This window comes from Pararhizobium polonicum, assembly GCF_001687365.1.
In the GTDB taxonomy this organism is placed as follows: Bacteria; Pseudomonadota; Alphaproteobacteria; order Rhizobiales; family Rhizobiaceae; genus Pararhizobium; species Pararhizobium polonicum.
Window position 1 is genome coordinate 171,784 of the sequence record NZ_LGLV01000007.1, and the last position, 12,592, is coordinate 184,375.

General features: G+C 61.2%; 16 protein-coding genes. 8 read left to right on the top strand and 8 right to left on the bottom strand.

What is annotated here, in order from left to right; genetic code table 11:
• Positions 1–22: 22 nt before the first annotated feature.
• From ADU59_RS11670 to ADU59_RS11680, 3 genes are all read left to right on the top strand, one after another.
• Positions 23–592 carry an NADPH-dependent FMN reductase gene (locus ADU59_RS11670; protein ID WP_068954535.1) on the top strand — a complete coding sequence of 190 codons (570 nt, stop codon included), beginning with the start codon at positions 23–25 and terminating at the stop codon, positions 590–592.
• Positions 593–617: 25 nt separating this feature from the next.
• The gene (locus ADU59_RS11675) at positions 618–1,025 is read left to right on the top strand and encodes a GFA family protein (protein ID WP_068954536.1); all 408 of its coding nucleotides are present in this window, start codon (positions 618–620) and stop codon (positions 1,023–1,025) included.
• 104 nt (positions 1,026–1,129) lie between these two features.
• Positions 1,130–1,357, top strand: a complete 228-nt coding sequence (locus ADU59_RS11680; protein ID WP_068954297.1) for an aconitase X — start codon at positions 1,130–1,132, stop codon at positions 1,355–1,357.
• On the opposite strand, the gene trhO is transcribed toward ADU59_RS11680, so the two are convergent.
• The 5 genes from trhO to ADU59_RS11705 form a co-directional block, all read right to left on the bottom strand.
• On the bottom strand, positions 1,291–2,235 hold the full coding sequence (gene trhO, locus ADU59_RS11685) for an oxygen-dependent tRNA uridine(34) hydroxylase TrhO (protein WP_068954298.1): 945 nt from the start codon (positions 2,233–2,235) through the stop codon (positions 1,291–1,293). The two genes, ADU59_RS11680 and trhO, sit on opposite strands and share 67 nt — an antisense overlap.
• Positions 2,236–2,298: 63 nt before the next feature.
• Entirely contained in the window at positions 2,299–2,661 is a 363-nt protein-coding gene (locus tag ADU59_RS11690) for a VOC family protein (protein WP_068954299.1), read from the bottom strand.
• Positions 2,662–2,730: 69 nt separating this feature from the next.
• The gene (locus ADU59_RS11695) at positions 2,731–3,423 is read right to left on the bottom strand and encodes a helix-turn-helix transcriptional regulator (protein WP_068954300.1); all 693 of its coding nucleotides are present in this window, start codon (positions 3,421–3,423) and stop codon (positions 2,731–2,733) included.
• Positions 3,424–3,484: 61 nt separating this feature from the next.
• Positions 3,485–4,390 carry a CHAD domain-containing protein gene (locus tag ADU59_RS11700; RefSeq protein WP_068954301.1) on the bottom strand — a complete coding sequence of 302 codons (906 nt, stop codon included), beginning with the start codon at positions 4,388–4,390 and terminating at the stop codon, positions 3,485–3,487.
• The gene (locus ADU59_RS11705) at positions 4,365–4,862 is read right to left on the bottom strand and encodes a CYTH domain-containing protein (RefSeq protein WP_068954302.1); all 498 of its coding nucleotides are present in this window, start codon (positions 4,860–4,862) and stop codon (positions 4,365–4,367) included. The genes ADU59_RS11700 and ADU59_RS11705 overlap by 26 nt, the downstream gene beginning before the upstream one ends.
• Positions 4,863–5,097: 235 nt before the next feature.
• On the opposite strand from ADU59_RS11705, the gene ADU59_RS11710 reads away from it, so the two are divergent.
• The 4 genes from ADU59_RS11710 (at position 5,098) to ADU59_RS11725 (ending at position 7,689) form a co-directional block, all read left to right on the top strand.
• Entirely contained in the window at positions 5,098–5,736 is a 639-nt protein-coding gene (locus ADU59_RS11710) for a 2-dehydro-3-deoxy-phosphogluconate aldolase (protein ID WP_068954303.1), read from the top strand.
• A 136-nt stretch (positions 5,737–5,872) separates the two neighbouring features.
• The gene (locus ADU59_RS11715; protein ID WP_068954304.1) at positions 5,873–6,652 is read left to right on the top strand and encodes a tellurite resistance TerB family protein; all 780 of its coding nucleotides are present in this window, start codon (positions 5,873–5,875) and stop codon (positions 6,650–6,652) included.
• Between the two features lie 132 nt (positions 6,653–6,784).
• The gene (locus tag ADU59_RS11720) at positions 6,785–7,477 is read left to right on the top strand and encodes a GNAT family N-acetyltransferase (protein ID WP_068954537.1); all 693 of its coding nucleotides are present in this window, start codon (positions 6,785–6,787) and stop codon (positions 7,475–7,477) included.
• A complete protein-coding gene (locus ADU59_RS11725; RefSeq protein ID WP_068954305.1) occupies positions 7,474–7,689 on the top strand; it encodes a hypothetical protein in 216 nt (71 codons plus the stop codon). The genes ADU59_RS11720 and ADU59_RS11725 overlap by 4 nt, the downstream gene beginning before the upstream one ends.
• 329 nt (positions 7,690–8,018) lie before the next feature.
• Here the strand turns inward: ADU59_RS11725 and ADU59_RS11730 are convergent, their stop codons facing one another.
• From ADU59_RS11730 to ADU59_RS11740, 3 genes are all read right to left on the bottom strand, one after another.
• Positions 8,019–9,095: a nickel/cobalt transporter gene (locus ADU59_RS11730; RefSeq protein WP_068954306.1), complete on the bottom strand. Its 1,077-nt coding sequence runs from the start codon at positions 9,093–9,095 to the stop codon at positions 8,019–8,021.
• Positions 9,089–9,730: a DUF1007 family protein gene (locus tag ADU59_RS11735; protein ID WP_068954307.1), complete on the bottom strand. Its 642-nt coding sequence runs from the start codon at positions 9,728–9,730 to the stop codon at positions 9,089–9,091. Before ADU59_RS11735 ends, ADU59_RS11730 begins: the two co-directional genes overlap by 7 nt.
• A gap of 99 nt (positions 9,731–9,829) precedes the next feature.
• Positions 9,830–10,729, bottom strand: coding sequence for a LysR family transcriptional regulator (locus tag ADU59_RS11740; protein ID WP_068954308.1), 900 nt, complete (start codon positions 10,727–10,729; stop codon positions 9,830–9,832).
• 708 nt (positions 10,730–11,437) lie between these two features.
• Here ADU59_RS11740 and odc2 point away from each other — a divergent pair.
• Positions 11,438–12,571, top strand: a complete 1,134-nt coding sequence (gene odc2, locus ADU59_RS11750) for an ornithine/lysine decarboxylase (RefSeq protein WP_068954310.1) — start codon at positions 11,438–11,440, stop codon at positions 12,569–12,571.
• Positions 12,572–12,592: the final 21 nt, after the last annotated feature.

Genomic DNA, 12,592 nt, shown 5'->3' on the forward strand with positions numbered 1-12,592 from the left:
TCTCGTCTTGGGAGGCATGCGCATGACATCCGGCCGGCAGCCGTTGTTTTTCTACGCTCTGGCCGGCAGCTTGCGAAAGGCGTCGTCCAACCGGGCTCTGCTGGAGGCGCTGTGTGCCATCGCTCCATCCGGGATCACGATCGAAATCTGCGATCTGATCGGCGACCTGCCGATCTTCAATCCCGATCGCGAAGCCGACGATATGCCTGCCTCCGTGCTGGCGCTGACAGCCAAAATCCGCGCTGCCGATGGGCTGATCATCTCTTCACCGGAATATGCCCACGGCATTCCCGGCGGGCTGAAGAATGCGCTCGACTGGCTGGTCTCACGCGATGAAATTCCGCATAAGCCGGTGATGCTCATCCATGCCTCCCATCGCGGCGATTCCGCGCTTGAGGCGTTGACGGAAGTGCTGAAGACCATGTCCGTCCGACTGGTTGAGGAAACGTCCTTCCGCATCAATCTTCTCGGCAAGACGCCGGAGCAGCGTCGTGCGATTTTGGCGGATTCCGAGACGCGGGTTATTCTCATGAAAAATCTGCAGCGTTTCGCGCAGGCGATCGCGCGGACGGGAGCGGATCAAACGGATTGAGGCTTGCTTGGGAGGACAGAGCATGATGACAGGTGGATGTCTGTGCGGCGCTGTCCGTTACCGAACAGTTGCAATGCCGAAATATTCCGGTTTCTGCCATTGCCGGGATTGCCAGCGGGCGACGGGGACAGGCCATTGCTGCTACATGATCTTCAGTCGTGGCGAGGTGGCGTTTACCGGTGCAATAAAGTCGTTCAGCACGATCGGTGGCAGCGGCGCGGAGACGGTGCGCTCTTTCTGCGAGAATTGCGGCAGCCCGATTTTTGGCTCCGGTCCGCCGGACGACGATCGCTGGACCGTCTACGCCGGGACCCTTGATGATCCCTCCCTGTTCCAGCCGGACAGCGCGGTGATGACAAGCCGCCGCCCCGTTTGGGATCATATCGCCGGCGGTCTGCCGGAATTTGAAAACATGCCGGGTAGCGGCAATTGACACCGAATGATTCCGGGCCCTATTCGAGATCATGGCCCTTCAACTTTCCTCCTTCGATACTGCATTGCTGGCCGGAAACCCACGGTGAGGCGGCCGCCTTTTGTATGCGGCTGCTGACGCGTTCTGCCGCTGCCGTCGGCGCCGAAAGCTTCATCGATATCGAGGCAGCCCATATCGACGGCTGTCTTTATCTGCGGCAGGTCAGCCACGATTTTGCCGAGCGTCTGGTGGCGCTCAAGGGTCACATTCGACTGCCGGCCGTAATTCAGCTCCCTAGATGCCGCTCGCCGCGCCTCTTGGCCAGTTCCATCTGCCGCTGCCGCTGGCGGTAGCGCAGGCGGTCTTCCTCGGTGCGGGTCTCATGGCAATGGATGCAGGCGACACCGTGTTCGTGGTGAGGCGATAGCCGGTCTTCCGGTGTCAGCGGCTGGCGGCAGGCGTGGCAGAGCGTGTGTTCGCCTTCCTTCAGGCCGTGGGTCACAGACACCCGGTCGTCGAAGACGAAGCAGGCACCGTCCCAGAGGCTTTCTTCCTCGGGCATTTCCTCCAGATATTTCAGGATGCCGCCCTTGAGGTGGTAGACTTCGTCGAAGCCCTGTTCCTTCATGAAGGCCGTGGCCTTTTCGCAGCGGATGCCGCCGGTGCAGTACATGGCGATCTTCGGCTTGGCCGCAAGGTCCGCATTGTTCTTCACCCAGTCGGGAAAATCGCGAAAACTCTTGGTGTTCGGATCGACCGCGCCGCGGAACATGCCGATCGCCGTCTCGTAATCGTTGCGGGTGTCGATCACCAGCGTATCCGGATCGGAGATCAGCGCGTTCCAGTCCTTCGGTGCCACATAGGTGCCGACAATGCGGTTGGGGTCGATATCCTCGACGCCCATGGTGACGATTTCCTTCTTCAGCCGCGCCTTCATGCGCAGGAACGGCATGGACGACGCCCAGCTTTCCTTGTGCTCGAGATTTGCGAATTCGGGCTGGGCGTGCAGGAAGGCCAGCACGGCCCTGATGCCGTCTTCCGGTCCGGCGATCGTGCCGTTGATGCCCTCGTGGGCGATGAGCAGCGTGCCCTTGACCTGATTGTCGTCACATATCGCCTGCAACGGCTCGCGAAACGCGGCGAACCGCTCGAACGAGACGAAATGATAAAGCGCCGCCACCAGAAACTGGCCTTGGGCTTCCGGGCGAGGGGTTTGAAGCGTGTCTGTCATACGGCGTGAAATACAGCTTTCCGGCCACACACGCAATCGGGCGCGTGGCCGGAATAGAGGCGGTCAGGCGGCTTCCGGGGTGAAGACTCGCAGGCGGTGGCCATCCGGATCGGTACAGGTGAAGGTATAATCAGAGTCCGACGAGGCGGGTGCCTGCAAGATCGGGACACCTTTCCTGCGCCATTCGTCGTGAAGCGCGTCGACACCCTCCCGGCCGGCGACGAAGATCGGAAGCTCTGCGTCGTTGGCGTTCATGGCGGCCGGCAGCATCTTCTTCTTTGCCTTGAAGCCAAGCTTCAAGGCGTCGTTCATCAGCACGACTGCATAGGTCGGCGACAGTTCCAGCGGCAGCGCACCGAACATCGCCATGTAGAAAACGGCGCTTTCGGCCGGGCTTTCGACAGGCAGAACAAAATCGGTTTTCATGGCAGTCTCCTCTCGGTGGGTTCGGAGACTTTGTCTATTCCGGCATGCTGTCAATTTATGGCAGTAGGATCACATGTCCTGAGTGACGTTGTGGGCATGCCGCCATTCCGCCAGTAGACGGTCGCGCCGGCGCGGAATGCGGATGCCGGTAACCGTCATCGTGGTGAACCTGTCGGTGCGGAAGTGACGAAAATCATTGCGCAATTCGCACCAGGCCGCAACCACGCGGGTTTCTTCGAAATAGGCAAGTGCAAAAGGCCAGATGCGCCGCGTCGTCGGCTGTCCGTTGACGTCGGCATAGTCGATGTCGAGCTTCATACCTTGCCGGATCGCCTCGCGAATGGCGGGGAAGTCGGTGGTGTCGAGAGGCAATTCGCGTGTGTTGTAGACAAGCAGGGAGTTTGTTTCGAGTTCGTGCCGCATGTCGGCCGGCAGCACGGCGGCGATCTTCGCCAGTGCGTTGCGGGCCGCGTCCTTCAGCTCGTCATCCGTCCGCGCCGCCACCCAGCGGGCGCCCAGAACCAGGGCCTCGATCTCCTCCTCGCTGAGCATCATCGGCGGCATCAGAAAGCCGGGCTTGAGCACATAGCCGAAGCCCGGCGCGCCCTCTATATCGGCGCCCTGCGCCTGCAGCGTGGCGATGTCGCGGTAGAGCGTCCGGATGCTGATGCCCATGCGCTGGGCAAGCGTGCTGCCGCTGACGGGGCGCCGGTAGGTGCGCAGCAGCTGGATCAGATCGAGAAGGCGGGCGGAGCGGGACATGATCCAACCATACTGTCAGTAAGTGGCAGCATCAATCCCGATTGCGGCAGGGCGCGCAGGCTCAGGCGGCGTCTTTCCAAAGCAGCCGGATTGTCCGGCTCTCGTCCTTCGGATCGTCGCGGAAGGCGGAATCCGCCACCTTCAGCGCGGCCTTCCGCAGCGCCTCCTGCCGGGTCGTCATCAAGGAGCGAAGAGTGGCCAGATCCTCGCTCTTTCCGAAAAGATGCGGCTGTTCGTTGACGAGGGAGGACAGCAGCGCAAGATCGTTGTGATGGCCGAGCAGCTCGGCGATCACAGCCGCTTCCCTGCGTTTGGCATGCATGGCGGAAGGCCAGAGCTGCCGCAGCAGGTCCAGATAGAACCGGTAGTCCTGGCTACGCTTGCGCAATTCGTGGAAGAGATGGGCGTCGGTGGTGTTTTCGCAAGCCGCGCGTGCGGCGGCGGCCCGTTCCAGTGCCTTGCGCCAGCCCTTTTCGATGCGTGTGGCGCTCTTGCCGGCACCGTCCTCAAAGGTGATGCGGGAGAGTGCCTCGAGCGCACGGCCGCAGGTGGCAATCGCCGCCGCCACGCTGTCTTCGACAGATGTCTCACTGGTGGCCCGTTCGTCGCGCCGGGCAGTCAGCATCTTGGCGATGCGCTTCAGTGCCGCACGCTCTTTTCCGGTTTCCGCGTGGTCCGCCAGATAATGGCTGACCTCGACGAGAGCCGTCGCATCGCGAAACGTCGAGAGCGTCCTTGCCATGGTGCGGATGCGCGCATTTTCCGTGCGCCGGAAGGCCGGGATATCGGCAGCGGCGAGACGGTAGAGGGAGCGCAGCCTTTTGAAATTCTTGCGGGCTTGATGGATGGCCTCTACAAGCCCGTCCGGACGTTCGGTCAGCGCGGCGATGGCACGCTGCAATTGCTCGGTGCCGGCCGCCTTGAATTCCCCGGTGAAATGTTCAGAAGGGCGAATACGATAACTCATGATCCGCCTTCGAAACCAAGGGGCTGGTTGAGAGATACTGATTCGAATAGTGAGGGTCGCCGGTGACCTCGGCACCCAGCCATGAAGGAAGGTCCGGCGTGTCGCCTTCGGCACTCAGTTCGACTTCGGCAATGACGAGGCCGTCATGGGCGCCGCCGTAGACATCGACCTCCCAGATAAAACCGCGATGTTTCACCTCATAGCGGGTCTTCTCGATGGTGAGCCCGATGGCCTTCGACATCAGCTCCTTGGCATCGGCAAGCGGAATATCATACTCGAACTCGTCGCGCGTCATCGAGCCGTTGCTGATCTTGACGGTCAGCCTGGCGCGCGTGTCGTCCATCAGCCGCACGCGGGCCGAGCGGTCGTCCATCGTGACGATATAGGCCTGCAGCAGACGCGTCCCGGTATCCGCCCCATCCCGCCATTCGTCGGACGCGACCAGAAACTTGCGTTCGATTTCCTTGGCCATTGCCCTGCCTGCCGCTTTGTCGACGCCGATCGAGCGCAGACTACAGGATTGTGACGATGGGACAAGCGCGCACTTGGGGCTTGGCGTTACCTGCGGCGAAGCGTTGCAGCGGGCCGCTTGTCAAGCCCGCGTCACGATGCTCGAATAGGTTCGAAAGCGCCCGTTTGGTATCGACAAAGGCGGATGGGAAGAGTATTCGAACGTCACTTCAATCGTTTTAAAAAGGCGGTCCGGCATGAGCGAGAAAACCGAAAAACTTCTTTCCGTCCTGAAATTGCAGCCGGTCGTACCGGTTCTGATCATTGATGACGTTGCGACAGCCGTGCCTTTGGCGCGGGCTCTTGTCGCCGGCGGATTGAAGGCGATCGAGATCACCCTGCGCACGACGGCGGCTCTTGAGGCCATCCGTGCCGTCGCCAACGAGGTCGAAGGCGCCGTCGCCGGTGCCGGCACCATCCTTAATGCCGCTCAATACCAGGCGGCGGTCGAAGCGGGCTCGCAGTTCATCGTCAGCCCCGGTACGACGCAGGAACTGATCGACGCCGCCAATGATTCCGACATTCCGCTGCTTCCGGGTGCCGCAACCGCCAGCGAGGTCATGGGCCTGCGCGAAGAAGGCTACAAGGTGATGAAGTTCTTCCCGGCCGAACAGGCGGGCGGTGCCGCCTATCTCAAGTCGCTGTCCTCGCCGCTTGCCGGCACGCTGTTCTGCCCGACCGGCGGCATTTCGCTGTCGAATGCGAAGGACTACCTGTCGCTGCCCAACGTCGTCTGCGTCGGCGGCTCCTGGGTCGCGCCGAAGGAACTGGTCGCCAGGGGCGATTGGGCCGGTATCACCAAGCTTGCCGCGGAAGCGTTCGCGCTCAGGGGCTGATCCAACCGCCAAAGCATTCAAAAGGCCGGAGCGCTTGCTGCCGGCCTTTTTCATGTCCGGTGTCTTTTATTTGTATTCCTTTCGTTGCATTCCTATGTCTCCATTCGACTTCAACCGGCCAAGGGAGTGTGACCGAATGTTTGACGCGAAGAAATTGCTGGACCAGTTTTTAGGCTCGCAGATCCCGGGCGCCGGCGGCACGGTGCGGGACCGCGCCGGGCAGGCGACGCAGCTCGCCAAGGACAATCCGCTGGCCGCAGGCGCCATCGCCGCCGTTCTGCTCGGCACCGGCACCGGCCGTCAGGTGACGGGCTCTGCCCTGAAGCTCGGCGGTCTCGCCGCCATCGCCGGCCTCGGATATCAGGCCTACAAGAATTACCAGGCCGGCAAGGAGCCGGTCGCACAGCCGGAAGCACAGGCCCAGCCAGAGCTTCTGCCCGCACCGGCCGATTCCGGCTTCAGCAGCGAACCGGCGGCAATCCGCAATGATTTCGTGCTGGTTCTGGTTCGCGCCATGATCGCGGCTGCCCGCGCCGATGGTCATATCGACGATGCCGAGCGCGCCCGCATCATGGACAAGGTCAAGGTGTCGGGTCTCGATTCGGAAGCCGAAGGGTTCCTCAATGATGAATTGAGCAAGCCCGTCGATCTCGACAGCATCGTTGCGGCGGCCGTAACGGAAGAAGAGCGCGTCGAGCTCTATACGGCTTCGCGTCTTGCCATCGATGCCGACAGCCGGGCCGAACGCGGCTATCTCGATCAGCTGGCCGGACGCCTCGGCCTTGCCGATGCATTGATCGATCATATCGAGGCGACGGTCTCTTCCGCCAAGGGTCCGGTGGTGGAAGCGCAGGCGAATGCGCCCCAGACTTCGGTGCCGCAAACGGGCCAGCCGCCGATCAAATCGCCCTGGTGATCGATCCATCATCACTTTGCATTTGTGCGGATGACTGAGCTGTCCTATGCCAGCGTCAGATCCGTTGTCATGACCGGTCCGGGCAGCCCCCTGCCGGTCATGACGATGGTGCTGTTGATCCGGGAGGTGCAGATGCGTGATTTGACGAATTGGACCGGCTGTCCGGCGCCGGCGCCGGTGACGCTGGACGGCCGTTACGTCCGGATCGTGCCCTATGACCGCACCGCGCATCTGGACGCGCTGTGGCAGGCTTTCGGCGGGCTCGATATCAATGCGCGCCTTCAATATTTCGCGCAGGACGATTTTCGCGGCATCGCGGATTTCGATGCCTGGCTGACCGCCGTGCAGAAATCCGGCTGGATCACGCAGGTGTTCTACGACAAGGCCAGCGGCGATGTCGTCGGCATGGCCAATTACATGCGGCCCGATCCGGCAAACGGGGTGGTCGAAGTCGGCGGTGTCGCGCATTCCTTTGCGATGGCGCGCTCGCCTCTCTCGACTGAGGTGCATTACCTGATGGCCAGGCACGCTTTCGAGGGGCTGGGCTATCGGCGCTACGAATGGAAGTGCGACAATCGCAACGAAGCCAGCAAGAAGACCGCCAACCGCCTCGGCTTCACCTTCGAGGGCGTCTTTCGCCAGCATATGCTTTCCAAGCGGGCCAATCGGGATACCGCGTGGTTTTCGATCATCGACGGGGAGTGGCCCTTGCTGAAGGCTGCCTTCGAAGCCTGGTTGTCGCCGGAGAATTTTTCAGGCGACGGAACGCAGAAGCGCAAGCTCGAAGACATCCGCGCAGATCTTGCTCAGAAGGAGACGGCATGAACGCGCCGGAACAGAAAGACCGCTCGCCGGCGATTGCCGCCGCCATCATCCTGCTTGTCGTCGGGGTGGGGTTTTTCGTCCTGCCGAAAATCATGCTCTGGATCGGCGACTTTTCGCCGTTGCTTGCCGGCGCCTTCGGCGGATTGTTCGTGCTCGGTTTCTTCCTGATCTTCTGGCTGCGGGCCCGCTACCAGCGCCGGCGCGGGCTCTGACTGCTTGTTTTTCGCAATTCCGGACGCAAAACCGCTGTGCACTTTTGCTGGAATTGCTTTGGAGCGCTTCATCTTCAAACGGAAGCAATTCTGTTGGCTCAAACCGGCCGGGCCGCGAGAAGGTCGGCGCAGGGCGATGCCGAGCCCATCGTACAAGCCGGCCGACGCTGCGGACGGCCGGTTTCAGCCAACCCTTTGGGCCGGATGAATTTCGGCCATTACCGGCGGCTGCCGTCTCGACCGCAGCTTTTGCTGCGCTCTTCGCCAACCGCCTTGGTCCTGGCCGAAATTCCTTCCGGCAGAATGCTTCCGTTTGAAGATGAAGCGCTCTAGCCCTGCAGTGACGCCCCGAGCAGCACGAAGCCCAGCACCAGCACCAGCAGGGCGCCGGAGATTTCGATGCCGTTGCTGATGCGCATGGCTGCTGCTCCGCTTGAGGCGTAGCGGACAGCCAGATCCTTGGCGGTGACCGCCAGCGTCGCCAGCGCCGAAACGGTGATGGCGGTGCCGATCGACATGGCAAAGACCGAGAGAACGCCACCCAGATAAAGCCCGTTCAACAGCGCAAAGCTGAGTACGATCAGCGCGCCGGAGCAGGGCCGCAATCCCACCGCGATGATGGCCGACCAGGCCTCGCGGAGTGCGAAACGATCGCCCTTCAGCATCGATGGATCGGGAGCATGGGCGTGGCCGCAGGTATCGCAGACCTCGCCCGGCCCATGGCTGTGACCGTGGTCATGAGAATGTCCGTGATCGTGCGCATGCCCGTGGTCATGGGCGTGGTGCGCGTGATCGTGCCCATGGTCATGATGGTGATCATGGCCGTGATGATCGTGGGCGATGGCCGGCGCCAGGCTGCGCGCCCGCATGGCCCGCAGCTTGCGGAACAGCAGCCAGCCGCCGAAGGCCGCGATCAGGGCGTAGCTGACCACTTCGAGGAAATGCGTCGCCTGCGTCATCGAGATCGACGTTCCGCGCAGCACCAGATAGGCGGCTCCGACGAGAAGGATGGCGACCAGCCCCTGCAGCATCGAGGACAGGAAGGACAGAAGCACGCCGCGCTTCAGTTCGGTCTCGTTGGCGATCATGTAGGAGGAGATCACCGCCTTGCCGTGGCCGGGGCCGGCGGCGTGGAAGACGCCATAGGCAAAGGACAGCCCGATCAGCGACCAGAGATGCCAGGGGTTTTCCCGCATGCCTTTGATCGCTTCCGTCAGCGTATGGTAGAAGCGCTGCTGCTCCATGTTCACCCAGGCGAAAAATCCGCCGAAGATGCCGGTGGTCGAGAAGGACGGCTCGGCGGTGCCGATGCCAAGCGGCGACTGGGCGTGGGCCATGGTTGCGCAAAGGGCCGTGAGCATCAGCGCAAGGCCGATCAACCGGACAGGGGGGCGGGCCGTCAGCATTTGAATTCGATCCTTGTGGCAAACATTTTCGACATGTCGGTCCCGGTCGGGTCGTTGAAGAAAGCGTCGGTGAGGGTCGCCTGGTTCTGGGCCAGCACTTCATCGGGGTCCGGACGAACCACCTTGTGCTCACAGGCGTTCAGCTGGGCGCCGACCGGCACCAGGTCGCCGTCGGTCGGAAAATCCATCGCCGTGTACATGGTCGGGTCGTATACTCCGAACGACAGATTGCCCTTGAGCGGCATGGGTTCGGCGGGCTTGACGGCGAACATCAACAGCAACTGTCCGTCCTTGTAGTCGGCGGTGATCGCATCCGGTTTGTTGACCTTGATGGTTTTGCCGTTCTGGATGATCGTCGTGTAGTAATTGTATTCCGCCAGCGAATCGAGAACCGTCTTGCCGACTTCTTCCAGCTCGTCGGGATCGAGCTGCGCATTCGAATTCTTGTCGAAATCCATCACCACGCTGGCGGAGAAAAGCTCGTCGAAACGCCAGACATTGCGCAGCTCGGTAATATGGTTCGTCGCGTCGGCAACGATCTCGAGGCGTGCCTCGGCAAAGATATGCGGATGGGCAAGCGCAACTGAAGGGGCAAGCACTGCCGCTGCCGTCAGGATCAGGGACGATGGTTTCATACGGACGTGATTCCCTTGGCTGTTGCGGTGCAATACCGGCATCCATGCAATGTATGTGAAATGGGACGGAATTGGGACTTTCGCCCTGCGGCAAACGCATCAATTCCCGGTGTGCTTGCGAAACCAGTCATGCAGGAAATCGACGAGGGTCCGCACTTTTGTCGGCAGGTAGCGGCGATGCGGATAGATCGCATAGATGCCGCGATCCTTGGGAAGATAGTCTTCCAGAATGGAGACCAGCGTTCCGGCGGCGATCTTCGGCCGGGCGATGAAATCGGGGATGCTGGAGATGCCGATGCTGGATTCGGCGGCGCGCACGGCGGCGAGCGGGCTGTTGACCTCGATTGGCCCGCCGACGGGAACGCTGAAGCCGGTGCCGTCCTTTTCGACAAAGCGCCAGTTGCTGTAGGAGCGCCCGTTGGTATCGATGATACAGGCGTGCCGCGACAGCTCCGAGGGGTGGTGGATCGGTCCGCTTTTTTCGAGAAATTCCGGCGACGCGCAGATTTTCACCTGAAAATCGTCGAGCTTGCGGGCAATCAGCGTCGAATCCTCCAGCTTGGTGATGCGGACGGCGACGTCGAAACCCTCCTCGACCAGGTCGACGAAACGGTCGTCCGAGACGATTTCCAGCGACAGTTCCGCATGCGCCTTGCCGAAATCGATCAGCGACTGGCCGATCTCGGCATCGACGAAGGTGCGTGGCGCCGAAATGCGCAGGCGGCCCTTGAGGTCGGAATTGCTGGCGCGGACGAGATCGGCGAGATTGTCGATCTCTTTCAGAATTTCCGATGCGGTCCGGTAGTAGGTATGCCCGGCCTCGGTCAGTGAAAACTGCCGGGTCGTGCGGTTCAGAAGCAGGGCGCCGAGCTCGTCTTCCAGTTCGCGCACATATTTGGACAGGAGCGCCTTCGAGCGTCCGACGCGCCGCGCGGCGGCGGAAAAACCCTCGGCATCGACGACATCGATAAAGGCGCGAATGCGGGTCAGGGTGTCCATCGGGTTTTCATCCTCTGCCTGTGCGATTGCCGTTGCCGCGTTCGATTCGCGCCATCGGCTGGCCGGGTCACAATAGCGGGTTCACGGCGGCGCCCAGCCGGTTTTCTTGCCGGTTCGCCGGAATTTGTCGAACGTCTGCCGTTTTTTTGAAGGAAATTGATTTGAATCAGGCGCTTAACTCAATCCAGACCAGTTCCTCCATTGTTCAATAAATGTGAACGCGCCGATTGTTTCCGTCTCCGTGAAAAATTCAACGGCGAATTCGAAAAAAGTCTTGATTACGACAAGGTTTTTTCTTATCTCCACGTCAGCCCAAAGTCGCACGTGCCCATGGGTGTCCGCCGATCCCTCGTTTGGTGAGGAATTGGTAAGGTACCTGGAACTAACCCCTCCAGTCGCTATCCCGGCCAACCGGAAATGCGAGGACATCTGAAGCAACGACGGTGCGGGCCTTTTTGTTCTCTCCCTGCTTTCCATCAGCGGGGGTTACTGAAGAGGCACACCTTCATTGCCGGACGTGCGGTAGGTTATCCTTCCAATCAATGGCAGACAAAGCGGATCAAAGCTCTTGGCAGGGCGTTGTTCCACCATTCGCGCATCGTGCGCATGTCTGGATCCGGGGTCTCCACCGGCTGGTTCCAGGGCGTGCTTACGTATGTCCTTTGTCCTCCACGTCTTCGTGGAGCGTACCTGATTGGGGATAGAACCATGACGACTGCACGCATCATCGACTTCCTGAACACCCGACGTCCCGAAGGCCCGTGCCTTGTGGTTGACCTCGATGTCGTGCGCGACAATTTCAAGGCTTTCCGCCACGCTCTGCCGGACAGCTCGATCTACTATGCCGTCAAGGCAAACCCGTCGCCGGAAATCCTGCGTCTGCTCGCCTCGATGGGCTCCAACTTCGATTGCGCCGGCGTGGCTGAAATCGAAATGGCGCTCGATGCCGGTGCGACCGCTTCGCGCATTTCCTTCGGCAACACGATCAAGAAGGAACGCGACATCGCCAAGGCGCATGCGCTCGGCGTTTCTCTGTTTGCCGTCGACAGCCATGAGGAAGTCGAAAAGATCTCCCGTGCCGCTCCCGGCGCCCGTGTGTTCTGCCGCGTTCTGACCGACGGCGAAGGTGCCGAATGGCCGCTGTCGCGCAAGTTCGGCTGCGTGCCGCAGATGGCCGTCGACGTTCTCGTCTACGCCCATCAGCTCGGTCTCGTTTCGCACGGCGTCTCGTTCCATGTCGGTTCGCAGATGACCAAGGTCGATGCCTGGGATTCGGCTCTGGCCGATGCCAAGCGCGTCTTCGTGCAGCTGGCCAAGCAGGGCATCGAGCTGAAGATGGTCAATATGGGCGGTGGTTTTCCGACCAAGTACCTGCGCGACGTGCCCTCGGCGGAAGCCTATGGCAAGGCGATCTTTTCGTCGCTGCGCAAGCACTTCGGCAACAACATTCCGGAGACCATCATCGAGCCGGGCCGCGGCATGGTCGGCAATGCCGGCGTGATCAAGGCGGAAGTCGTCCTGATTTCGAAGAAGTCGGACAATGACAACCACCGCTGGGTGTTCCTCGACATCGGCAAGTTCGGCGGTCTCGCCGAAACCATGGACGAAGCGATCCGTTACCCGATCCGCACCATCCATGACGCCGACGAAATGGAGCCTTGCGTGCTGGCCGGCCCGACCTGCGATTCGGCCGACGTGATGTACGAGAAGAACATGTACCCGCTGCCCGTCTCGCTGACGATCGGCGACGAGGTTCTGATCGAAGGCACCGGCGCCTACACGACGACCTATTCGGCCGTCGCCTTCAACGGGTTCGATCCGCTGAAGTCCTACGTCATCTGATTGGCGTCATCTGACAGGCCT